Source organism: Pseudomonas sp. ANT_H12B, from assembly GCF_008369325.1.
Classification (GTDB): domain Bacteria; phylum Pseudomonadota; class Gammaproteobacteria; order Pseudomonadales; family Pseudomonadaceae; genus Aquipseudomonas.
This window is the reverse complement of sequence record NZ_VOBI01000035.1, coordinates 1-23,658: the sequence shown is the minus strand read 5'-3', so window position 1 is coordinate 23,658 and position 23,658 is coordinate 1. Positions and strand designations below refer to the sequence as shown.

The 23,658-nt window shown below is 59.6% G+C and carries 22 protein-coding genes and 1 other RNA gene; 5 read left to right on the top strand and 18 right to left on the bottom strand.

Annotated features, from left to right (window positions below; translation table 11 throughout):
• A partial coding sequence (locus FQ185_RS29475; protein WP_149420508.1) for a transposase occupies positions 1-278 on the top strand: 278 nt, incomplete at its 5' end.
• 58 nt (positions 279-336) lie between these two features.
• Here FQ185_RS29475 and lpxC read toward each other — a convergent pair.
• The 18 genes from lpxC to rsmI all read right to left on the bottom strand — a co-directional run bounded on the left by lpxC (position 337) and on the right by rsmI (position 19,833).
• Positions 337-1,248, bottom strand: coding sequence for a UDP-3-O-acyl-N-acetylglucosamine deacetylase (lpxC, locus tag FQ185_RS29470; RefSeq protein ID WP_149420507.1), 912 nt, complete (start codon positions 1,246-1,248; stop codon positions 337-339).
• A gap of 112 nt (positions 1,249-1,360) precedes the next feature.
• Positions 1,361-2,554, bottom strand: coding sequence for a cell division protein FtsZ (gene ftsZ, locus FQ185_RS29465; RefSeq protein WP_149420506.1), 1,194 nt, complete (start codon positions 2,552-2,554; stop codon positions 1,361-1,363).
• A 74-nt stretch (positions 2,555-2,628) separates the two neighbouring features.
• A complete protein-coding gene (gene ftsA, locus FQ185_RS29460; RefSeq protein ID WP_008147519.1) occupies positions 2,629-3,888 on the bottom strand; it encodes a cell division protein FtsA in 1,260 nt (419 codons plus the stop codon).
• A gap of 15 nt (positions 3,889-3,903) precedes the next feature.
• Positions 3,904-4,773: a cell division protein FtsQ/DivIB gene (locus FQ185_RS29455; RefSeq protein ID WP_149420505.1), complete on the bottom strand. Its 870-nt coding sequence runs from the start codon at positions 4,771-4,773 to the stop codon at positions 3,904-3,906.
• Positions 4,774-4,777: 4 nt separating this feature from the next.
• Positions 4,778-5,734, bottom strand: a complete 957-nt coding sequence (locus FQ185_RS29450; RefSeq protein WP_149420504.1) for a D-alanine--D-alanine ligase — start codon at positions 5,732-5,734, stop codon at positions 4,778-4,780.
• Positions 5,731-7,191, bottom strand: a complete 1,461-nt coding sequence (gene murC, locus FQ185_RS29445) for a UDP-N-acetylmuramate--L-alanine ligase (protein ID WP_149420503.1) — start codon at positions 7,189-7,191, stop codon at positions 5,731-5,733. Before murC ends, FQ185_RS29450 begins: the two co-directional genes overlap by 4 nt.
• Positions 7,184-8,254, bottom strand: coding sequence for an undecaprenyldiphospho-muramoylpentapeptide beta-N-acetylglucosaminyltransferase (murG, locus tag FQ185_RS29440; protein WP_149420502.1), 1,071 nt, complete (start codon positions 8,252-8,254; stop codon positions 7,184-7,186). Before murG ends, murC begins: the two co-directional genes overlap by 8 nt.
• Positions 8,244-9,461 carry a putative lipid II flippase FtsW gene (gene ftsW, locus FQ185_RS29435; RefSeq protein ID WP_149420501.1) on the bottom strand — a complete coding sequence of 406 codons (1,218 nt, stop codon included), beginning with the start codon at positions 9,459-9,461 and terminating at the stop codon, positions 8,244-8,246. The genes murG and ftsW overlap by 11 nt, the downstream gene beginning before the upstream one ends.
• The gene (gene murD, locus FQ185_RS29430) at positions 9,458-10,804 is read right to left on the bottom strand and encodes a UDP-N-acetylmuramoyl-L-alanine--D-glutamate ligase (protein ID WP_149420500.1); all 1,347 of its coding nucleotides are present in this window, start codon (positions 10,802-10,804) and stop codon (positions 9,458-9,460) included. The genes ftsW and murD overlap by 4 nt, the downstream gene beginning before the upstream one ends.
• Before the next feature lie 5 nt (positions 10,805-10,809).
• Positions 10,810-11,892 carry a phospho-N-acetylmuramoyl-pentapeptide-transferase gene (gene mraY / locus FQ185_RS29425; protein WP_149420499.1) on the bottom strand — a complete coding sequence of 361 codons (1,083 nt, stop codon included), beginning with the start codon at positions 11,890-11,892 and terminating at the stop codon, positions 10,810-10,812.
• The gene (gene murF, locus FQ185_RS29420) at positions 11,892-13,259 is read right to left on the bottom strand and encodes a UDP-N-acetylmuramoyl-tripeptide--D-alanyl-D-alanine ligase (protein ID WP_149420498.1); all 1,368 of its coding nucleotides are present in this window, start codon (positions 13,257-13,259) and stop codon (positions 11,892-11,894) included. Before murF ends, mraY begins: the two co-directional genes overlap by 1 nt.
• The gene (locus FQ185_RS29415; RefSeq protein ID WP_149420497.1) at positions 13,252-14,715 is read right to left on the bottom strand and encodes a UDP-N-acetylmuramoyl-L-alanyl-D-glutamate--2,6-diaminopimelate ligase; all 1,464 of its coding nucleotides are present in this window, start codon (positions 14,713-14,715) and stop codon (positions 13,252-13,254) included. Before FQ185_RS29415 ends, murF begins: the two co-directional genes overlap by 8 nt.
• Entirely contained in the window at positions 14,715-16,454 is a 1,740-nt protein-coding gene (locus tag FQ185_RS29410) for a penicillin-binding protein 2 (protein WP_178113623.1), read from the bottom strand. The genes FQ185_RS29415 and FQ185_RS29410 overlap by 1 nt, the downstream gene beginning before the upstream one ends.
• Positions 16,454-16,747, bottom strand: a complete 294-nt coding sequence (gene ftsL, locus FQ185_RS29405; RefSeq protein ID WP_033053422.1) for a cell division protein FtsL — start codon at positions 16,745-16,747, stop codon at positions 16,454-16,456. The genes FQ185_RS29410 and ftsL overlap by 1 nt, the downstream gene beginning before the upstream one ends.
• Positions 16,744-17,691, bottom strand: coding sequence for a 16S rRNA (cytosine(1402)-N(4))-methyltransferase RsmH (gene rsmH, locus FQ185_RS29400; RefSeq protein WP_371926710.1), 948 nt, complete (start codon positions 17,689-17,691; stop codon positions 16,744-16,746). Before rsmH ends, ftsL begins: the two co-directional genes overlap by 4 nt.
• On the bottom strand, positions 17,688-18,143 hold the full coding sequence (gene mraZ, locus FQ185_RS29395; RefSeq protein WP_008147486.1) for a division/cell wall cluster transcriptional repressor MraZ: 456 nt from the start codon (positions 18,141-18,143) through the stop codon (positions 17,688-17,690). Before mraZ ends, rsmH begins: the two co-directional genes overlap by 4 nt.
• A 355-nt stretch (positions 18,144-18,498) precedes the next feature.
• Positions 18,499-18,852, bottom strand: an RNA gene (gene rnpB, locus FQ185_RS29390) — RNase P RNA component class A.
• Positions 18,853-18,927: 75 nt separating this feature from the next.
• Positions 18,928-19,833, bottom strand: a complete 906-nt coding sequence (gene rsmI, locus FQ185_RS29385; RefSeq protein WP_178113622.1) for a 16S rRNA (cytidine(1402)-2'-O)-methyltransferase — start codon at positions 19,831-19,833, stop codon at positions 18,928-18,930.
• Positions 19,834-20,009: 176 nt separating this feature from the next.
• Here rsmI and FQ185_RS29380 point away from each other — a divergent pair, with 176 nt between their 5' ends.
• From FQ185_RS29380 to FQ185_RS29365, 4 genes are all read left to right on the top strand, one after another.
• The gene (locus tag FQ185_RS29380) at positions 20,010-21,821 is read left to right on the top strand and encodes a penicillin-binding protein activator (RefSeq protein ID WP_149420494.1); all 1,812 of its coding nucleotides are present in this window, start codon (positions 20,010-20,012) and stop codon (positions 21,819-21,821) included.
• A complete protein-coding gene (locus FQ185_RS29375) occupies positions 21,821-22,183 on the top strand; it encodes a YraN family protein (protein ID WP_149420493.1) in 363 nt (120 codons plus the stop codon). Before FQ185_RS29380 ends, FQ185_RS29375 begins: the two co-directional genes overlap by 1 nt.
• Positions 22,184-22,287: 104 nt before the next feature.
• Complete coding sequence (locus FQ185_RS29370) at positions 22,288-22,881, top strand: phosphoheptose isomerase (RefSeq protein WP_007972584.1); 594 nt, start codon at positions 22,288-22,290, stop codon at positions 22,879-22,881.
• On the top strand, positions 22,878-23,459 hold the full coding sequence (locus FQ185_RS29365) for a BON domain-containing protein (protein WP_059406201.1): 582 nt from the start codon (positions 22,878-22,880) through the stop codon (positions 23,457-23,459). Before FQ185_RS29370 ends, FQ185_RS29365 begins: the two co-directional genes overlap by 4 nt.
• Positions 23,460-23,658 lie beyond the last annotated feature (199 nt).

Sequence of the window (23,658 nt, the reverse complement as noted above, 5' to 3'; positions counted from 1 at the left end):
CACTCTGGACCCCGAGTACTGCCTGGGGTTGGCGATCGGCCTGGAAGCAATGGCTGCGCCATGCGCATGAAAGCGAAATACCAGCTCTGATCCAGTTCGCCAAACGGCTAAAGGGTTACTGGCGGGGTATCGTGAGCCGGGTTCGCTGGCCGATGCACACCGGTCAGTTGGAAGGAATAAACAATCGAATAAAGGTCATCAAGCGGATGGCGTACGGTTACCGGGATAGCGAATTCTTTTTCATGAAGATCAAGAGCGTCTTTCCCGGTAATCCGTGAAGAACCATAAAAAAAGGCCACCCGAAGGCAGCCTTTAAAAACTAGAGAGGTTTTTTACTTACACGGCCGCGACAGGACGCATGTAAGAGATCGGTGCAGTGCTGGCGTCTTCGAAAGTCACGACTTCCCAAGCATCTGTCTGCTCAATCAACTTGCGCAGCAGCTGGTTGTTCAATGCATGTCCGGACTTGAAGCCCTTGAACTCACCAATCAGGCTATTGCCCAGCAGGTAGAGGTCACCAATTGCATCGAGGATCTTGTGCTTCACGAATTCGTCTTCATAGCGAAGACCGTCTTCGTTCAGTACACCATCCGCGTCGACCACAATAGCGTTTTCAACGCTGCCGCCGAGTGCGAGGTTGTGCTTGCGCAGGTACTCGATATCACTCATGAAACCAAAGGTACGGGCGCGGCTGACTTCTTTTACGAACGAAGTGCTGGAAAAATCCACGCTTGCACTTTGTGTGCGGTTACGGAAAACCGGGTGATCGAAATCGATCTCGAAGCTCACTTTGAAACCTTCGAAAGGGACGAAAGTGGCGCGCTTGTCGCCATCTTCCACTGTCACTTCCCGCAGGATCCGGATGAACTTCTTGGCGGCGTCCTGTTCTTCCAGGCCGGCCGATTGAATCAGGAATACGAAAGGTCCAGCGCTACCATCCATGATCGGAACTTCGGACGCGGAGAGCTCGACGTAGGCGTTATCGATGCCCAGGCCAGCCATGGCCGAGAGCAAGTGCTCCACCGTATCCACCTTGGTGTCACCACTGACCAATGTGGTCGACATCGTGGTTTCACCAACGTTTTCCGCGCGGGCAGGAATATGCACCACAGGGTCGAGGTCGGCACGACAAAACACAATGCCGGTGTCGATAGGTGCGGGCTTGAGGGTCAGGTATACCTTCTCCCCGGAGTGCAGGCCTACACCTGTGGCACGGATAATATTTTTCAGTGTGCGTTGTTTAATCATGGCTTGGGCCGCTTCAGCGCAAATTGCGAACTGGTATCAACAAAGGCTGGCGATAATAGCAGACCAGACCTTTGCTGAACACCAATCACCTTCATAGCCCTGATACATTCCATCAATCAGCCTGACGACGCAGGAATGCCGGGATGTCCAGGTAGTCCAGATCGTCTTGCGGATTCATCTTCGCGGCAGTCGCAGCACCGGCCTGAGCCTGGTTGCGCATGACGGTCGGACGGTCCAGGTCACGGTAGTTTACCGCTGCCTGTTCCTGACGTGCAGGGGCTTGTTGTTGTGGCTGGGAAGCCATGGAGGTATGAACGGTATTGTCGATGACCTTCACAGGTTTCTCGATTTTCGCGCCCAGACCGGTGGCAACCACGGTCACGTGCAGCTCGTCGCGCATGTCCGGATCGATAACAGTACCGACCTTGACCATCGCGTGCTCGGAAGCAAAGGCTTCGATGATGCTACCCACATCCGAGTACTCACCCAGAGACAGGTCAGGACCGGCGGTGATGTTCACCAGGATGCCGCGTGCACCTTGCAGGTTCACGTCTTCGAGCAACGGGTTGCGAATGGCCGCTTCGGTGGCCTCACGTGCACGGTTCGGACCGCTGGCGCAGCCAGTGCCCATCATCGCCATGCCCATTTCGCTCATCACGGTCCGTACGTCGGCAAAGTCGACGTTGATCATGCCCGGACGCTTGATGATGTCGGAGATACCGCGAACGGCACCGGCCAGTACATCGTCGGCCTTGGCGAATGCGGACAGCAGGCTTGCGTCCTTGCCAAGGATGGTCAGCAGCTTCTCGTTGGGAATGGTGATCAACGAGTCAACGCTTTCAGACAGCAGACGGATGCCTTCATCGGCGATCTGCATGCGCTTGCGGCCTTCGAACGGGAACGGACGAGTCACCACCGCAACGGTGAGAATCCCCATTTCCTTGGCCACTTCAGCAATGATCGGCGCAGCACCGGTACCGGTACCACCGCCCATGCCAGTGGTGATGAACACCATATTGGTGCCCTGCAGGACTTCGGCAATGCGCTCACGGTCTTCGAGAGCGGCCTGACGACCTACTTCAGGGTTGGCGCCAGCGCCGAGACCTTTGGTCACGCCGGTGCCCAGTTGCAAAATGGTCCGCGCGCCGATGGATTTCAGCGCCTGGGCATCAGTGTTGGCGCAGATGAATTCAACGCCTTCAATGTTGCTCTTGACCATGTGGTTGACAGCGTTGCCGCCGCCTCCGCCAACACCGATAACTTTAATAACCGGGCTTGCGGGGATGTTGTCTACGAGTTCGAACATTTTCCCTCTCCTTACATTCTCTAGTTTTTTCGCCTACTGCTTTTTGCTGCGGTCTTGCGGTGCTGCGTAAATCTTTAGAAGTTGCCTTGTACCCAGCTCTTGATGCGATCGAGCAAGGCGGCTTTCGGTTCTTCATTGCTGTAGCTGTCGCGGCTGCTGATGCCCGAGAACGAAATCCCGTCGGACTGCTTTTGCAGGCCGTACATCAACAAGCCAACGCCGGTGGAATAAATCGGGTTGCGCACCACGTCATCCAGGCCCTTGACGCCATGCGGCACGCCCAGGCGAACCGGCATGTGGAAGATCTCTTCGGCCAGTTCGACCGCGCCTTCCATCTTCGAGGTGCCGCCGGTCAGCACGATGCCGGCCGGGATCAGGTCTTCGTAGCCACTGCGACGCAGTTCGGCCTGGATCAGCGTGAACAGCTCGTCGTAACGCGGCTCGACCACTTCGGCCAGGGCCTGACGGGACAGCTCGCGCGGTGGACGGTCGCCAACGCTTGGGACCTTGATGGTTTCACCGGCACCGGCCAGTTTGGCCAGGGCGCAGGCGTAGCGAATCTTGATTTCTTCGGCGTACTGGGTCGGGGTGCGCAACGCCATGGCGATGTCGTTGGTCACCTGATCGCCCGCAATCGGGATCACCGCCGTGTGACGGATCGCGCCTTCGGTGAAGATCGCGATGTCGGTGGTGCCGCCACCGATGTCCACCAGGCACACGCCCAGCTCTTTCTCATCATCGGTCAGGACCGAATACGCAGAAGCAAGCTGCTCGAGAATGATGTCGTCGATTTCCAGACCGCAGCGGCGCACGCATTTTTCAATGTTCTGTGCGGCGTTGACGGCGCAGGTGACCACGTGGACCTTGGCTTCCAGACGTACGCCGGACATGCCCAGCGGCTCACGGACGCCTTCCTGGTTATCGATCACGTAATCCTGCGGCAAAGTGTGCAGTACGCGCTGGTCAGCCGGGATCGCCACGGCCTGGGCGGCGTCGAGAACGCGCTCAAGGTCGGCGGAGCTGACTTCGCGATCACGAATCGCCACGATGCCGTGGGAGTTCAGGCTGCGGATGTGATTGCCCGCCACGCCGACAAACGCCGAGTGGATCCGGCAACCGGCCATCAGCTGCGCTTCTTCGATCGCGCGCTGGATCGACTGAACGGTGGACTCGATGTTCACCACCACGCCTTTCTTCAGGCCACGGGATGGATGGGTACCGATCCCGACGATTTCCAGCGTGCCGTCGTCCGAGACCTCGCCGACCAGCGCCACCACCTTGGAGGTGCCGATATCGAGACCGACGATCATTTTGCCGCTTTGCACGTTTGCCATGGGTCCTGCCTCTTCTTAATTCTTCGCGACAGCGGGTTGGGCTGCCGTGGGCGCTACAGGTTCCCGCCAGCCAACAGCGAGGCCGTTGGCGTAGCGCAGATCGATGCGCGCGATGTTCGTAATCTGTTCTTTAAGCGTCTTGTCATAGATGGCAATAAAGCGGCGCATCTTTTCCAGCAGGTTGCCGCGTCCCAGCAGCAGTTCGATTCCCGGGCCAGCGCTGCCTGCGCCGGTGGTCAGGAACCAGCTGCCTCGTTCACGCAACTCCAGGCGTGCAATCGAGAAGCCCAATGGCCTGAGCATCTGGCTCAGCACCTGGTATTGCTGCATGACCTGCTGTTGAGCCCGTTGTGGGCCGAACAGCTGTGGCAAGTGTTCGTAGTTCGCCAGCTCACGCGGAGTGAACGCCTGACCCTGGTTGTTCAACAGCGATTCATTGCCCCAACGGGCAATCGGCAATTGTTCTTCCAGGCGGATCACCACTTGATCCGGCCACACCCTGCGCACTTCGGCATGGGCAATCCATGGCATCGTTTCAAGCTCAGTACGCATGCTTTCCAGGTCGATGGTGAAGAAGCTCGACGCCACGTAAGGGGCGATCCGCTGCTGCACCGCTTGCTGGCTGATGTAACTCAAATCGCCCTGCACGTTGATCCTGGTGATCGGCCGGTCGGCGTAGGGCAGCAAACGCTGCGCGCCTTCGTAAGTACCGAAACCCAGCGCTACCAACAGCACCGGCCAGAACAGGCTTTTCAGAAAACCAAAATTGGCTTTCGGCAGGCGCGCAGACATCGGCTCTTTGGCCGCCATTCGGCTGGCACCCCGCGGTACCGGCTTGCGGCCGGGTGGTGCGGAGGGCTGATGTCTCAGCTGTGCGCCTTGCATGCTCTTAACCTCGCGGCTCAATGCTTGCGGCCAGAATCGCCAGAACCAGTTGCTGGAAATCCAGACCGGCAGCACGGGCCGCCATCGGCACCAGACTGTGATCGGTCATGCCCGGTGCGGTGTTGACTTCCAGGAACCAGAACTGCCCGTCGGCGTCCTGCATCACGTCTGCCCTGCCCCAACCGGCGATACCCAGCGCCTCACAGGCTTTCGCCGTGAGGTCCATCAGTTCTTTTTCTTTGTTGCTGTCGAGGCCGCACGGGATCCGGTATTGCGTATCGGATGCCACGTACTTGGCGTCGTAGTCGTAGAAACTGTGCGTGGTGCCCAGGGCAATCGGTGGCAACACCTGGTCACGCAGGGTGGCGATGGTGAACTCCGGACCTTGAATCCATTGCTCGACCAACACTTGCGAATCGTAGTTACTGGCCGCTTTCCAGGCGTCGATCAACTCCGACGCGGACGTCACTTTGGCCATCCCGATACTTGAACCTTCATGGGCCGGTTTGACGATCAAAGGGAAGCCCAGTTCCGTCGCCGCCGAAATACAATCGGCCTCGCAGCTCAGTACGGCATGGCGTGGCGTCGGAATGCCGAGGCTGTGCCAGACCTGCTTGGTGCGCAGCTTGTCCATCGCCAGCGCCGAGGCAAGAATGCCGCTGCCGGTGTACGGAATACCCAGGCATTCGAGCAGGCCCTGCATGCTGCCGTCTTCACCGCCACGACCGTGGAGAATGATGAAGGCGCGATCGATTTTTTCGTTCAGCAGACGCTGCAAAAGATCATCGCCCACGTCGAGACCAAACGCGTCCACACCGGCGCTCAGCAGCGCGTCGAGCACAGCGTTACCCGACTTCAGAGAAACCTCACGCTCGGCACTCTTGCCGCCGAACAGCACGGCGACTCGGCCGAAGTCTTTCGGCGCGACAGTGGAGACGAGGTTGGCGTAAGCAGCAGTCATTTCAACTTCCCCACACTTGGCGCGGCAACGGCACCAGCGAACAACGGACTCTTCAACAGTTTCGGTGCAAGACCGCCAATATCACCGGCGCCCTGGCACAGCAGGATGTCGCCGGCACGCAGCAGCGGCTTGACGATCGGCGCGAGGTCGACACCGCGCTCGATGTAGATCGGGTCGAGCTGACCGCGCTGACGGATGCTGTTGCACAGCTTGCGGCTGTCGGCACCGGGGATCGGTTCCTCACCGGCCGGGTAGACTTCCATCAGCAGCAGGACGTTGGCATCGGCCAGTACATTGACGAAATCGTCGTATAAGTCGCGCGTGCGGCTGTAACGATGCGGCTGGTAGACCATCACCAGACGGCGTTCCGGCCAGCCACCGCGCACGGCTTTGATGACCGCGGCGACTTCGGTCGGGTGGTGACCGTAGTCGTCGACCAACATCACGCTGCCACCCTCTACCGGCAGTTCGCCGTAGACCTGGAAGCGTCGACCGACACCCTGGAACCCGGAGAGGCCCTGGACGATGGCTTCATCGCTGACGCCTTCATCGGTGGCGATGCAGATGGTTGCCAGAGCGTTCAACACATTGTGGTTACCCGGCATGTTCACCGAGACATCCAGCGGATCGCGATCAGGACGCAGCACGGTGAAGAAAGTCTGCATGCCCTGCTGACGCACATTGATCGCGCGCACATCGCAGTCGTCGCCGAAGCCATAAGTGACCGTCGGACGTTTCACCAACGGCAGGATTTCCCGCACCACCGGATCGTCCAGGCACACCACGGCCAAACCGTAGAACGGCAGGTTGTGGAGGAACTCGACGAAGGTTTTCTTCAACTTGTTGAAGTCACCGTCGTAGGTCGCCATGTGGTCGGCGTCGATGTTGGTGACCACGGCCACCAGCGGCTGCAAGTGCAGAAAGCTCGCGTCGCTTTCGTCAGCTTCAGCGATCAGGTAACGGCTGGTACCAAGCTGGGCATTGGTGCCCGCGGCATTCAGACGACCACCGATGACGAACGTCGGGTCCAGGCCACCGGCGGCAAACACCGAAGCGATCAGGCTGGTGGTGGTGGTTTTGCCATGGGTACCGGCGACGGCGATGCCATGGCGGTAGCGCATCAGCTCGGCCAGCATCTCTGCACGCGGTACCACCGGAATGCGGCGTTCCAGGGCAGTGGCGACTTCCGGGTTGGAGGTGTTCACAGCACTGGAGGTGACCAGTACATCGGCGGTCGCGGCGTTTTCGGCGCGGTGGCCGATAAATATCTGGGCACCAAAGGACTCAAGACGCTCGGTCACCGGCGAAGCTTTCAGGTCGGAACCGGACACTTCATAGCCCAGGTTCAACAACACTTCGGCGATACCGCACATGCCCACGCCGCCGATTCCGACGAAGTGGATGCGACGGATGCGGCGCATTTCCGGGTGCGGCATGGCTTTCTGATTCTCAACCATGGGCCACCTCCAGACAGGTATCGACCACGTTACGGGTTGCATCGGGTTTGGCCAGGCGGCGTGCCGCGGTGGCCATGTCGTTGAGTCGTTGTGGTTGCATCAGGACCTCTGTCAGGCGTGCGGCTAGATCCGCTGCGCCAGTCGTTCTTTGTGGCATCAGGAAGGCAGCACCTTCTCGGGCCAAATAATCGGCGTTGCGGGTCTGGTGATCGTCGATCGCGTGGGGCAAAGGCACCAGCATCGAGGGCAGACCGGCAGCAGCCAGTTCACTGATGGTCAGCGCGCCTGCGCGACACACCACCAGGTCGGCCCAGCCATAGGCTTGGGCCATGTCTTTGATGAAAGGCTGCACTTGCGCCTCGACGCCAGCCGCGCGGTAGCGCTCTGCGGTCACTTCATCGTGGTTTTTGCCGGCCTGATGAAACACTTCCGGGCGCAAGTCGGGGGCGACTTGTGACAGGGCATCGGGCAGCAATTTGTTCAACGGTTCTGCGCCCAGGCTTCCGCCCAGGATCAGCAAACGCGCCTTGCGACCGGCCAGAGCCTGTCGCGGTGTTTCGAGGAACAGCTCGGTGCGCACCGGGTTACCGGTGGTCCGACGGCTGCCCGACAGGGTAAAGGTGTCGGGGAACGCTTCACAGACTCGGGCGGCCAACGGCACCAGCAACCGATTGGCGGTACCGGCGACGGCGTTTTGCTCATGAACGATCACCGGCACGCCGGCCAGTTTGGCGGCAACGCCACCGGGACCGGTCACATAACCGCCAAAGCCGACGACACACACCGGCCGCAGCTGACGAATGATCGCCCGTGCCTGCCAGATCGACTTGAGCAACATGAACGGCGCCTTGAGCAGGGACAGCTTGCCCTTGCCACGCAATCCGCTGGCATTGATCCGATGCAGTTCGATGCCGGCCATCGGGACCAGATCGTTCTCGATGCCACGCGGGGTCCCCAGCCAATGCACGGTGTAACCACGGGCCTGGAATTCGCGAGCGCACGCCAGTGCCGGGAACACGTGGCCACCGGTGCCGCCCGCCATGATCAATACGTTAGCGCCCATGGGTCGGCTCCTCGGCGAAGTCGCTCTCATGGAACTCCATCTCTTCGCTGCCCAGGTGGGTTCGACTCTCCCACTCGATGCGCAGCAACAAGCCGAGACAGGCACAGCAGATCACCAACGAGCTACCCCCGTAACTGAGAAACGGCAGGGTCAGACCTTTGGTTGGCAACAAACCGACGTTCACCCCGATATTGATCAGGAACTGACCAATCCACAGGAACGACAAGCCGTACGCGATGTAGGCCGCGAAAAACTGCTTGGCCTTCTCGGCCCAATAACCGATGTACATGCCGCGAATACAGACAAAGGCGAACAGCGCTACCGTGCACAAAGAACCGACGGCACCCAGTTCTTCGGCCAGGACCGAGAACACGAAGTCGGTGTGGGCTTCCGGCAGGTAGAACTGTTTCTGCACGCTGTTGCCCAGGCCAACACCCAGCCATTCGCCGCGACCAAAAGCGATCAACGCTTGAGACAACTGATAACCGGCACCGAACTGGTCGGCCCACGGATCGGCAAAGTTGGTCAGGCGCGCCATACGATACGGCTGCACTTGAATCAGCAACACCACCGCCCCGACCGCCAGGACAACCATCAGGGAAAAACGGAACAGCCCGACCCCGCCGAGGAACAGCATCGCCGCAGCAGCCCCCATCATCACGACGGTGGCGCCGAAGTCCGGCTCCATCAGCAACAGACCCGCCATTGGCAGCAGAACGATGAACGGCTTGAAGAAGCCCATCCAGCTTTCACGCACTTCTTTTTGACGGCGCACCAGATAACCGGCGAGGTAGATCACCACGAACACCTTGGCGATCTCGGAAGGCTGAACGTTGAAGAAACTGAAACCGATCCAGCGCATCGAACCGTTCACTTCACGGCCGATCCCCGGGATGATCACCATCACCAGCAAACCGAACGCACCAATCAGCATCAGCCAGCCCAGGCGTTGCCAGGTGGCGATCGGAATCATCATGGTGACGATGCAGGCACCCAGGCCCAGCACGATGTAAATAAGGTGGCGAATCATGTAATACAGGGCACTGCCCGACTGCACCGCTGCCACTTCGGTCGAGGCCGATGCAATCATGACCAGCCCCAGGCCAATCAATGCCAGGCAGCCGGCGAGCATCGGGAAGTCGAGGTCGATGCCGCGCCCGGTGATGATCGGCGACGGATAGGGCTTGATGATGTTCATCAGGCTCATGCCAGGTCCTCCACGGCGCGGACGAACTGGTGACCACGGTCTTCGTAGTTCTTGAACATGTCGAAACTGGCGCAGGCCGGTGACAACAACACGGCATCGCCCTTTTCTGCGATTGCACGGCATTGTTCGACGGCTTCGACCAGCGAGTTGACGCGAATCAACGGCACGGCGTCGCCGATGGCTTGACCAATCAAATCAGAGTCGCGCCCCATCAGCACCAAGGCGCGGCAGTTGACTGCGACCGGATCACGCAAATCCTTGAATTCGGCACCCTTGCCGTCGCCACCGGCGATCAGCACGAGCTTGCCGTCGATGTCCGCGCCCAGGCCCTCGATGGCGGCCAGTGCGGCGCCAACGTTGGTGGCTTTGGAATCGTTGTAGTAGCTCACGCCATCCAGATCGCGAACCCATTGGCAGCGATGCTCGAGGCCTGCGAAGGTACGCAGGCTCGACAGCATGGCGTCGAATGGCAGGCCGACGGCGTGGCCCAGCGCCAATGCCGCCAGGGCGTTGGACTGGTTATGGGCGCCGCGAATTTTCAGCTCGCGCACTGGCATCAGGTTCTGGAATTCGAAGGCCAGATATTTCTCGCCGTCCTCTTCGCGAATACCGAACGCCTTGAAATCAGGTTTGCTCAAACCGAAGGTCCAGAATGGCTGACCTTCGCCCATCAACGGACGGCTCAGGGCGTCCTGACGGTTGACCACAAACTGCTTGGCACCCCGGAAGATCCGGTGCTTGGCCAGGTGATAGGCCGGCAGGCCGCTGTAGCGATCCATGTGGTCTTCGCTGACGTTGAGCACAGTCGCCACTTCAGCGCCGAGGTGATCAGTGGTTTCGAGCTGGAAGCTCGACAACTCCATCACGTACAGCTCGACGTCGTCACTGAGCAAGTCCAGCGCCGGTACGCCGAGGTTGCCGCCGACAGCAACACGTTTGCCGGCCGCTGCCGCCATTTCACCAACCAGGGTGGTGACGGTGCTTTTTGCGTTAGAACCACTGATGGCAACGATCGGCGCCTTCGCGTGGCGCGCAAACAGCTCGATGTCGCCGGACAATTTCACGCCACGGGCGGCGGCAGCCTGCAGGGCCGGGGTCGCCAGCGCCAGGCCGGGGCTCACGTAGAGCTCGTCGGCACGGCACAGGAATTCGACGTCCAGCTCGCCACAACGCACTTCCACGTGCGGATAGTCACGCTTGAGCGTGGCCAGTTCCGGTGGATTTTCCCGCGTATCGGCCACAGCAAACGACGTGCCCCGGTTCGCCAGGAAGCGAACCAGGGACATGCCGCTCTTGCCGAGGCCGACAACGATGCGGAAGTGGTCAGAAGCGATCAGAGACACTCGTTCTACCTCAGCTTCAGGGTGGCAAGGCCGACCAATACGAGAATCACGGTGATGATCCAGAAACGGACGATCACACGCGGCTCGGGCCAGCCCTTGAGTTCAAAGTGGTGGTGAATCGGCGCCATGCGAAACACGCGGCGACCGGTCAGCTTGAAGGATGCAACCTGGATGACGACCGACAGGGTTTCCATCACGAACACACCGCCCATGATGAACAGGACGATTTCCTGACGGACGATCACCGCGATGGTGCCCAGGGCCGCGCCCAGCGCCAGTGCGCCGACGTCGCCCATGAAAACCTGCGCCGGATACGTGTTGAACCAGAGGAACCCCAGGCCCGCGCCGATCAAGGCGCCGCAAAACACAATCAACTCGCCCGCGCCCGGTACGTACGGGATCAGCAGGTATTCAGCGAATTTCACGTTACCCGACAGGTAGCAGAAGATCCCCAGCCCGCCGCCGACCATCACGGTCGGCATGATCGCCAGGCCGTCGAGGCCGTCGGTCAGGTTGACCGCGTTGCTCGAGCCGACAATCACGAAGTACGTCAGGACAATGAAACCTATGCCCAGCGGAATGCTGTGGTCCTTGAGCATCGGCAGGATCAGCGTGGTTTCCACCGGTGTCGCTGCGGTCATATAAAGGAAGATCGCCGCGCCCAGACCGAACACCGACTGCCAGAAGTACTTCCAGCGGCTCGGCAAGCCACGGGAGTTCTTCTCGATCACCTTGCGGTAGTCGTCGACCCAGCCGATGGCGCCAAACAGTAAAGTCACCAGCAACACGGTCCAGACATAACGGTTGCTCAGGTCAGCCCAGAGCAAGGTGCTGATACCGATGGACGACAGAATCAGCGCACCGCCCATGGTCGGGGTGCCCGACTTGGAGAGGTGCGATTGTGGACCGTCATTACGAACGGATTGACCGATCTGACGGTTCTGTAAAGTGCGGATCATCCACGGGCCGTAACACAGCGACAAAACCAGCGCGGTCAGCACACCGAAGATCCCGCGCAGGGTCAGGTACTGAAAGACCGCGAAGCCTTTGTAGAACTGTTGCAGATACTCCGCTAGCAGCAGCAGCATTAATGTTTCTCCAGGCTGGTCCCGCACAAAGCGACGACGATGTTTTCCATCGCAGCGCTGCGCGAGCCCTTGATCAAAATGGTGGTGTTTGTGTCTTGCTCGGCGCCCAAGGCCTTGATCAGCTGCGCCTGAGTGGCGAAGTGAAAAGCCTGTTGGCCAAAAGCGTTTACGGCGTGGGCCATCATTGGCCCGACAGCGTAAAGCGCGGAAACCTTGCCGCGGGCGTACTCGCCCACCTCGCGGTGCCCCTGCTCCGCCCAATCGCCCAACTCGCCGATATCTCCGAGCACCAGAACGGTGCGGCCGGAAAAGCCGGCGAGTATATCAACGGCGGCGCACATGGAGGTGGGGTTCGCGTTATACGTGTCATCGATGACGCGCATGCCATTGCTGGCCAGTTGCGCAACGGTGCGACCCTTGACCGGTTGCACCGCACTTAGACCGGTAGCGATGCCGAACAGTGACACGCCCAACGCATGGGCAGCAGCAGCGGCAGCCAGAGCATTGGCAACGTTATGCGTGCCGAGCAGATTCAATTGAACCCGCTCCACACCTTCAGGGCTGTGCAGGTTGAACGCCGGGCAACCGCGAGCGTCGCGGTCCAGATCACTGGCATGGAGGTCGGCGCTGACATTGCTCAGGGCGAAGGTCATGACTTTGCGACCGGCAGCACGGTTCTTCCAGATGTCGAACGCCTTGTCGTCGAGATTGAGAACGGCGACGCCATCGGCATCCAGCCCTTCAATGATCTCGCCCTTGGCTTCGACGATTTTTTCCGGCCCGCCGAACTCGCCAACGTGGGCGGTCCCGGCGTTGTTGAGCACGGCCACATGAGGCTTGGTCATGCCGACGGTGTAGGCAATTTCGCCAAGACGCGAAGCGCCCAGTTCGATCACCGCAGCGGTATGTTCCGGTGCGAGTTCAAGCAAGGTCAGCGGAACGCCGAGGTCGTTGTTCAGGTTGCCACGGGTCGCCAGTACCGGACCGCGGGTGCGCAGGATGCTCGCGAGCATTTCCTTGACCGTGGTCTTGCCGCTGGAACCGGTGATGGCCGCCACCGGATGGTTGTAAGCGGCACGGTTCAGCGCACCGAGCTGACCCAGCGCCTGACGCGTATCTTTCACCAGCAATTGCGGCAGCGTGCTGTCGCAAACTTCGCGCTCGACCAACGCTGCTACGGCACCTTTTGCAGCGACGTCATTGAGATAGTCATGACCATCGAAGCGTGGACCGGTCAGAGCAATAAACAGCTGGCCTGGCGTGATCGCGCGGCTGTCGATGCTGACGCCGTCGAAAGTCGCGTCAACCGTCACCAAACGAGCATTCAGTGCGGTAGTCAGCTCGCTCAGTTTCAAGGCTTTAAGCATGGGCCACCTCCCACGCGGTCAGGGCGTGATCGGCCTCGACCAGATCGGAGAAATCGTGACGCTGGCCGTTGATTTCCTGATAGTCCTCATGACCTTTGCCGGCCAGAACGATCACGTCATCCGCCGAAGCACTGGCGATCAACTGGGCAATCGCCTGGCCACGACCAGCAACGAAGGTCACTTTATCCACAGCGGTGAAACCGGCGCGGATGTCATCGAAGATCACTGCCGGGTCTTCCGTGCGCGGATTGTCATCGGTAACCAGCACACCATCAGCCAGACGCTCGACCACTTCGGCCATCAACGGACGCTTGCCGCGATCGCGATCACCGCCGCAACCGAACAGACACAGCAACCGTCCTTTGGCGTGAGGGCGCAGGGCCATCAAGACTTTTTCCAGCGCATCCGGGGTGTGGGCGTAATCGACCACCACCAGCGGCTGAGTGCCGCCGCCGAGGCGCTGCATGCGACCGGCCGGGCCTTCGAGTTTCGGCAAAACCTTGAGGATTTCGTCCAGCGCGTAGTCCAGACCGAGTAAGGCGCCGACCGCGGCCAACACGTTGCTCAGGTTGAAACGGCCGAGCAAGGTGCTGCGCAGATGGTGCTCGCCCTGCGGCGTGACCAGCGTGGCGCGCACGCCCTCGTCATCGAACTGTGCTTCACGGCAATAAAGGTAGGCCCTGGAGTCTTCCAGGCTGTAGGTAATCAAGCGCGACTCGCCTTTATCAGCGGCCAGCCGACGGCCGAAATCGTCGTCGAGGTTGACCACCTGGCACTTCAAATCATTCCAGGCAAACAGCTTGGCCTTGGCTTCGCCGTAGGCTTGCATCGTGCCGTGGTAATCCAGGTGATCGCGGGACAGGTTGGTCATCACCGCCACATCGAAGGCCAGTGCGGTCACGCGCCCCTGATCCAGACCGTGGGAAGAAACTTCCATGGCGACGGCTTTGGCACCGGCCTTTTTCAGGTCGGCGAGGGTTGCCTGTACGGCAATCGGGTTCGGTGTGGTGTGCAAGCCGCTTTCCAGCGCGCCGTAGAAACCGGTGCCCAACGTGCCGACGATGCCACAGTGCTGGCCGAGCAGGTCGAGCGCCTGGGCAACCAACTGAGTCACGCTGGTTTTGCCGTTGGTGCCGGTCACGCCGACCAGATTCAGGTGGCGGCTCGGGTCGCCGTAAAAGCGCCCGGCGATGTCCGACAGCTGCGCCGCCAGACCTTTGACCGGGATCAACGGGACGTCGGTAATCGGCAACACCGTGGCGCCTTCGACCTCATAGGCGACGGCGGCAGCACCGCGCTGTAAGGCGTCGGCAATGTGCGAACGACCATCGAATTTGCCGCCAGGGACGGCAAGAAACAGATCGCCAGCCCGTACATTGCGGCTGTCCAGGGTCAGCTCACGGATCAACAGATCGCGGCCGGCGTGGGCGAAAATTTTGTTCAGACTCAGAGACATCAGCCGCGCCCTCCATTGGCTTTCAGCGGAACGACCGGTGCTGCGTTGGCCTGTTGCACCGGTGGCAGGTTGTCCGGCGTGACGTTCATCAGGCGCAAGGTCCCGGACATCACTTTGCTGAACACCGGCGCCGATACCAGGCCACCGTAGTAACCGGCCTTGGTCGGTTCATCGATGACCACAACGATGGCGTAGCGCGGATCGCTCATCGGACCGAAGCCGGCGAACAGCGAGCGGTAGGAATTCTCGGCGTAGCCTTTGGTGCCCACCGAAGTCTTGCGCGCCGTACCCGACTTGCCCGCCACGTGATACGCCGGCACCTGCGCCCGAAACACACCACGCGGGGCTTCGATCACTTGTGTCAGCATGTCTTGCATGGTTTTTGCGACCGCTTCCGGCAATACCTGGGTGGTTTGCGCTGGCTTGTCGGTTTTGATCAGGGTCAACGGTGCGAGGCGACCGTTGTTGGCCAGAGCCGAGAAGGCGTGAACCAATTGGATCGCAGTCACGGAAATACCGTAGCCATAGGACAACGTGGCCGTTTCAGCCTTGCGCCATTCGCGGTAGTTCGGCAGGTTGCCGACGCGTTCGCCCGGGAAGCCGAGGCCGGTGTCCTGGCCGAGACCGACTTTCTGCGCCAAACGGAAAATCGTTTCGCCGCCGATATCGAACGCGACCTTACTCATGCCGACGTTACTGGAGTTGATCAGAATGCCGGTCAGGTCGAGCACCGGACCTTCAGACTTGGAGACGTCCTTGATGGTGTATTTACCAATCTGCAAGGTGCCCGGGTACACCTCGACGGTATCGCTCGGCTTCCAGCGTCCGGTTTCAATCGCAGCGCTCATGGAAATCGCCTTCATGGTCGAGCCAGGCTCGAACACGTCGATCATCGCGCGATTACGCATCATCGCCGGTTGCAGGTTGCGACGGTTATTCGGGTTGTAGGTCGGCTGATTGACCATGGCGAGGATCTCGCCGGTCTTCACGTCCATGATCACCAGGCTGCCGGCTTTGGCGCCGTTCTCGATGATCGCGTTACGCAGTTCGCGGTTGGCCAGGTATTGCAGACGCAGGTCAATGGACAACGCCAAGGGCTTGCCGGCCTTGGCGTTTTTGGTGACCTGGACATCCTTGATAAGTCGGCCGCGCCGATCCTTGATCACCTGCCGCTTGCCTGGAACCCCGGCCAGCCATTCGTCGTAGGCCAGCTCGACGCCTTCACGACCGTGGTCATCGATGTCGGTAAAACCGACCATATGGGCGGTGACTTCACCGGCCGGGTAGAAACGCCGGAACTCTTCGATGCCGTAAACGCCCGGTACTTTCAGATCGAGCACGGACTGGCCTTGCTCGGGGGTCAGCCCGCGCACCAGGTAGATGAATTCTTTATTCGCCTGAGCTTCGAGACGTTCGGCCAGGGCTTTAGGGTCTTGGCCCAGAGCTGCCGCCAGCGCAGGCCACTTCTCTTTGGCCGATTGCATTTCCTTGGCGTTGGCCCAAAGAGTAGTGACCGGGGTGCTCACGGCCAACGGCTCGCCGTTACGGTCGGTGATCAGACCACGGTGAGCCGGAATCGGAATATGACGCACGCTGCGCGCATCGCCCTGACCTTTAAGGAAGGCTCGGTCGACTACTTGCAGGTCGATAATGCGCCAGGCAATCGCCGCGACCATAATGCCGAGCAAACCCAGCACCAGGCGGAATCGCCACGGAAAAAGTGCGCCCTCGAGTTTCATCATGGCGCCACCATCTGCACTTCAGCGGCGCCTGGAATGCGCATCTTCAGTTGCTCGGTTGCCAGGACTTCGATACGGCTGTGGGCAGTCCAGGTGCTCTGTTCGAGAATCAAACGGCCCCACTCCGCTTGCGCCTTGTCACGCACGCTCAACTCGTTGTACAGGGAATTCAACAGTTGACGGTTCCAGTGGGCGCTGTAGGAAACGCCGATGGCCGACACGAGCACGCCAATAAATAGCAGAAACATGAAAAAGCTTCCGCCGGGAAGTGGCTTGGCGAAAAGCTTGCTCACCGCAGCTTCTCCGCGACGCGCATGACGGCGCTCCGGGAACGAGGGTTGGCTTTGAGTTCGGCCTCGGAGGCGGATTGCGCTTTGCCATGGATTTTGATTTTCGGTTCGAAGGCGACGTGACGCACCGGCAGGTTGCGCGGCAGGTTGTCGGCTTCGCCTTTCACCAGTTTGCGCATGAACAGTTTGACGATGCGGTCTTCCAGCGAGTGGAAGCTGATGACCACCAGACGGCCGCCGATTTCCAGGGATTCCATTGCGGCTTCAAGGCCGGCTTCCAGGTCGCCCAACTCGTTGTTGACGTGAATACGCAAGCCCTGGAACGCACGGGTAGCAGGATTTTTGCCCTTTTCCCAGGCAGGGTTGGCGACTTTCAGGACTTCAGCCAGATCGGCAGTGCGCTCGAACGGCTTGATGTCGCGACGCTCGGCCACGGCACGGGCCATGCGGCCGGAAAAACGTTCTTCGCCGTATTCCTTGAACACCCGAGCGATTTCTTCCACCGGCGCGGTGTTGACGAATTCGGCAGCGCTGATCCCGCGAGACGGGTCCATGCGCATGTCTAGCGGGCCGTCGTTGAGGAAACTGAAACCGCGTTCAGGGTCGTCGAGCTGCGGCGAGGACACACCGAGGTCAAGTAAAACACCGCTGACCTTGCCGTCCAGACCCCGTTCGGCGACTTCCGAACCAAGCTCGGCAAAGCTGCGCTGCACAACGACAAAGCGGCCGTCTTCGGCCGCTAGCGTTTGCCCGGTGGCAATCGCTTGAGGATCTTTGTCAAACCCGAGCACCCGACCATCGGGACCGAGCTGGCTGAGAATCAACCGGCTGTGCCCGCCGCGCCCGAACGTACCGTCCAGATAGCAGCCATCAGGACGTACGGCGAGAGCCTCCACGGCTTCGTCAAGCAGTACGGTGATGTGGTTAAAGCCGCTATCAATAGTCACAGGATCAAATCACGCAGTTCATCAGGCATGGCGCCCGGTTGTTGAATAGCAGCCAGGTCAGCGGCAGAAACCGCATCCCAGGCATCCTCGTCCCATAATTGGAACTTGTTCAGTTGGCCTACCAACATCGCGCGCTTATCCAACTTGGCATATTCACGAAGACGCGGCGGAACCAGAAAACGACCACTGCCATCGAGCTCGAGGTCGACGGCATTACCAATCAGTAAACGTTGCAGGCGGCGGTTCTCTTCGCGAAGCGAAGGCAGTGCGCGCAGTTTGGTTTCAATAATTTCCCACTCATCGAGCGGGTAAACACACAAACACGGATCAACGGCATCAATTGTGACGATTAGCTGACCGGAACTACGCGAAACGAGCTCGTCACGGTACCGGCTCGGCATAGCGAGACGGCCCTTTGCGTCGAGACTGATAGCGTTAGCTCCGCGAAACACGTCAGCGTTTCTCCAAATATTAGCGTTTTGAGCTCAAAAAACCCACTTCATGCCACTTTCCGCCACTTGCGCACACTATAGGAATGCGGCCACCGCACCGTCAAGGCGCGGAGCAAAGGAAAAGCCTTAGATAACTGAGATTTAGGAGCATAAAAGGTGGGGTAACGAGGATCTGACGTGCGCTTCTGCTCAATAACTTGAGTCAGCACTGATGGCTGCGCTCGAAAGTTAAAGTGATTTGTTAAGAGTAAGATTTTTTCGGTATTACAAAAGGAGTTCTGCTATTGATTGTGCAAGGAGGGAAATGGCTACTACGAGCGCCCTGCTCAATGATTTAAGCAGAGAGGGAGAAAAGGTGGAGAGTCGATCTGTAAGCCGGGTTCTGTCTTGAACAGTCATTCGTCTACGATGGCCATCACTGGACATCTTTAGCAACCTACCCGGTCCCAGCGCGGGCCACGCCTTGGGACCCTATTTGGTCTTGCTCCAAGTGGGGTTTACCTAGCCACGAACTGTTGCCAGACGTGCGGTGCGCTCTTACCGCACCTTTTCACCCTTACCGGCACCGAAGCGCTTAGGCGGTTATTTTCTGTGGCACTTTCCGTAGGCTCACGCCTCCCAGGCATTACCTGGCACTTCGCCCTATGGAGCCCGGACTTTCCTCCCCCCCCTAATTTTCATAGAGGGCAGCGACTGTCCGATCGACTCTCCGCCGCAAAGGTTAACGGCAGAGCGGCCGAAGAACAAGCGCTAAACGCCTTGGACTGCGCCTGCACGTCGGTTCCTACTCGCCCTTCTGTTTATCCAGCGCTACCTGATAGAGCACATTCTTGCGCTCGCCGGTAATTTGCGCCGCCAACGCTGCGGCTCGCTTGAGCGGCATTTCTTCAAGCAACAGATTCAGAATGCGCATGGCTTCACTGCTGACGGCATCCTCGGTCTCGGGGGCAGACCAACCTGCTACCAGCACCACGCACTCGCCGCGCTGCTGATTGCTGTCCGCCTCGACGAACTCGCGCAATTGAGCCAGCGGCAAACCTTTAAGGGTTTCGAACGTCTTGGTCAGTTCACGCGCCAGCAACGCTGGACGTTCGCCGCCGAATACCAATTCCATGTCTTGCAGGCATTCAAGGATCCGGTGCGGGGCTTCATAGAAGATCAGCGTGCGCGGCTCTTCCTTCACCAACTCAAGACGAGCGCGTCGCCCTACAGCCTTGGCCGGCAGGAAACCTTCGAAGATGAAACGGTCCGACGGCAACCCCGCCGCCGACAACGCCGCGATCAATGCGCATGCCCCCGGAACCGGCACCACATTGATCCCGGCGGCACGAGCCTGACGCACCAGGTGATAACCCGGATCGGAAATCAACGGCGTGCCAGCATCTGAAATCAGCGCCACATCGTCGCCGGCAAGCAAACGGGTAATAAAACGGCTACCTTCATCCCGTTCGTTGTGTTCGTGGCAGGCCGCCAGTGGCGTAGGAATGCCGAAATGCTGCATCAAGCGCTGGGAGTGGCGGGTGTCTTCGGCGGCGATCAGGGCGACGTCGCGCAGAATCTTCAGCGCACGCGCACTGATGTCGTCCAGGTTGCCGATGGGCGTCGCCACCACATAAAGCGAGCCAGCAGCGGAATTCAAAGCACCTGGAGCAGTCAAAGCGCACACCTCATGATCGGTAAAAGCCGCCATTGTAGCGCGTAGCGAGCTTCGCGATACGCGCAAGCAACCTTCGGTTTTTCATCCTTTTTTGCAGTGCTGCAACATTTGCATGAGCTAAATTGATCGATTCACACCAGTAACATCGCGCCCCGGCCAGTGCTTGGGTACAATTCCACGCTAATTTGATCGAGTATCAGGAACACTACATGATCGCTTGCCTGCGGCTGTTCACTGCCCTCTGCCTCGCTGCCTTGCTGGCGGCTTGCGCCAGCTCGCCCTCTTCCAGCCTTGGCGAACTTCCACGGACCCCGGATGCCAGTATCGAGCAACTGCTCGACCAGGCCGCCAAAAGCAAAACGCCAGAACAAGCTGCCTTGTTACGCTTGAGCGCGGCAGACCTGGCCTATCGTCAGGGCAATGCCGGTCAGTCCGCGCAAATCCTGCAACAGGTACCTGTCGAACAACTCAAGCCTGGCCAACAGGTCTTCGCCAGCACCCTGGCGGCTGAACTGGCCATGGTCCGCAATCAGCCCAAAGCGGCATTGACTGCCTTGAGCCATCCGAGCCTGCAGCGCCTGAGCGAACTGCCTGTCGAGCAACAGGTTCGCACCGGCACCGTTCACGCCCGCGCCCTGGAAGCCGACGGCCAGACCCTGGCCGCCGCACGGGAACGCATCTTTATTGCGCCGATGCTCGAAGGTGAAGCAGCCAGCAAAAACCACGAAGCAATCTGGACCTTGATCGCTTCGCTGCCAACCGATCAATTGCAGCCAACCACCACCGATGATCTCGGGGGCTGGATGAGCCTGGCGCTGGCCGTGAAAACTGCCGGCACCCTGGAACAACAGCAAGCGGCCATCGACAACTGGCGCACCCAGAACCCTAAACATCCGGCCGCCATTCAATTGCCGCTGCCACTGACCAAGCTCAAGGAACTGGCCAGCCAGCCGCTGGGCAAGATCGGTCTGCTGCTGCCGCAAAACGGTCCGTTGGCTTCGGTCGGCAAAGCGTTGCGCGAAGGCTTCATGGCCGCTCACTACCAGGCGCAACAAGCCGGGCAGAAGCCGCCAGCCATCGAGTTCTATGACAGCTCGCGCCTGACTTCCATGGACGAGTTCTATCGCAAGGCTCAGGCCGATGGCGTGCAATTGGTCGTTGGTCCGCTGGAAAAACCGCTGGTCAAACAGCTCAGCGCTCGTCCGCAACTGCCGATCACTACCCTGGCGCTGAACTACAGCGAAGGCGAACAAGGTCCGGCCCAGCTGTTCCAGTTTGGTCTTGCTGCCGAAGACGAAGCCCGCGAAGTGTCCCGTCGCGCTCGCGCTGACGGCCTGCATCGCGCCGCCATCATGGTGCCGAAAGGTGAATGGGGCGATCGCGTGCTGAGAGCGTTCAGTCAGGACTGGCAGGCCAACGGTGGCAGCATCGTCGCCACCGAGCGCGTCGACCAGCCGGTGCAACTGGCCCAGCAGATTGCCGACATGTTCCAGTTGCGCCAGAGCGAAGGGCGCGCCAAGAGCCTGCAAAGCACCGTTGGTTCGCAGGTCGCTGCTCAACCTTCACGTCGCCAGGACATCGAGTTCATCTTCCTGGCTGCAACACCTCAGCAAGCCCAGCAGATCAAGCCGACTCTGAACTTCCAGTACGCGGGTGACGTGCCGGTTTACGCCACGTCCCACGTCTTCAGCGCCAGTGGCGACCAGAATCAGTACAACGACATGAACGGTATTCGCTTCTGCGAAACACCATGGTTGCTGGACGCCAACGATCCACTGCGCAAACAGGTCACGGCTCAATGGCCGCAAGCCGGCGGTAGCCTGGGTCGTCTGTACGCAATGGGTGTCGACGCTTATCAACTGGCACCACGCCTGGGGCAACTCAAGGCCTTGCCGGACAGCCGCATCGAAGGCCAATCGGGCAGCCTGGGCATGACTCAGAACCAACGTGTTGTGCGCCAGTTGCCGTGGGCGCAGTTCGTCAACGGCCAGGTTCAACGCCTGCCGGACACCGCGCGCTGATGCCTGACAGGTCACGCCAGCAAAGCGGTAAAGATGCCGAGCGCCATGCGCTCGAGCATCTTCAACAACAGGGTCTGCGCCTGCTGGCGCAGAACTGGTTGTGTAAACGTGGCGAGCTTGATCTGGTCATGCTTGATGGCGATACAGTAGTATTCGTTGAAGTCCGCTACAGAAAAAACACTCAATGGGGTGGCGCGCTCGATAGCATCGATGAGCGCAAACGGCAGAAACTGATATTTGCCGCGCAGTATTTTCTTCAGCGCGAGCCACGCTGGGCCAATTCCCCTTGCCGTTTCGACGTGGTTGCCATCGACAGCAACCTCGATCAGTTGAACTGGTTGCAGAATGCCTTCGACAGCTGATCGCGTGCGCCCTGAACCGGTCACTTTCACCCAATACTTTTGCTCTTTGCTTTGCGGGCTGCACATTCATGTGCCGAGTAGCCGCGCTAATTAAGGTCACACAGATGGACATGCAATCCCGAATTCGCCAGCTTTTTCAGGCCAGTATCGACACCAAGCAACAGGCGATGGAAGTACTTGCACCGCACATCGAGCAAGCCAGCCAGGTCATGGTCAACGCCCTGCTCAACGAAGGCAAAATGCTTTCTTGCGGCAACGGTGGTTCTGCCGGTGATGCCCAGCACTTCTCGTCCGAGCTGCTCAACCGCTTCGAACGCGAGCGCCCGAGCCTGCCAGCCATCGCGCTGACCACCGACAGCTCGACGATCACCTCGATCGCCAACGACTACAGCTACAACGAGATTTTCTCCAAACAGATCCGCGCCCTCGGCCAGCCGGGTGACGTACTGCTGGCGATTTCCACCAGTGGTAACTCGGCGAACATAATTCAAGCGATCCAGGCCGCACATGATCGCGAAATGATTGTCGTAGCATTGACGGGTCGCGATGGCGGCGGCATGGCGTCGCTGCTATTGCCCGAGGACGTCGAGATTCGCGTACCGGCCAACGTCACTGCACGTATTCAAGAAGTCCACCTGCTGGCGATCCATTGCCTTTGCGACTTGATCGACAGCCAACTGTTCGGGAGTGAAGAATGACCCCTAATCGCCTAGGCCTACTGGCCTTGACCCTGTGCCTCGTCGGCATCAGCGGCTGCACCTCGGTGGTTAACGCCAGCCGTGAAGCGCCAATTGAAGATGACCGCGGCACCCGCACCTTCGGCAGCAAGATCGACGATTCCCTGATCGACACCAAGGTCGGCGTGAACATCGCCAAGGCCGATCCAGCCCTGGACAACGACTCACACATCGTCGTCACCAGCTTCAACGGTGTCGTGCTGCTTGCCGGGCAAACTCCGCGCGCAGACCTCAAGGCCAAGGCCGAACAAGCCGCTGCTGCTGTTCAGCGGGTGAAAACGGTCCACAACGAACTGCAGGTGTTGCCACCCTCCGGCTTCCTTGCCCGCCAGAACGACACCTGGCTGACCTCCAAGATCAAGACCCAGATGCTCACCGACCCCAACATTCCGGGCTCACGCATCAAAGTTGTTACCGAGAACGGCATCGTCTACTTGTTGGGTCTGCTGACCAAGCAGGAAGCGGCCCAAGCCACCAACCTGGTGCAAGGCGTTTCCGGTGTGCAGAAAATTGTGAAGTTGTTCGAATACATCGATTGATACCAGCAGGAGCACGGCTGGCGATGGTGTTCTTGAGGCCGCCATCGCGAGCAAGCTCGCTCCCACAGGGCACAAAAAAAAGGTTCTTCACGGAATCCCGGGAAACACAGAAACAAGAACGCCGATTTGATTGATGATGTTCGTGCGAGCAAACACATCTAACAAACCGGCGTTCTTATGCGCGATATTAATACTTTCC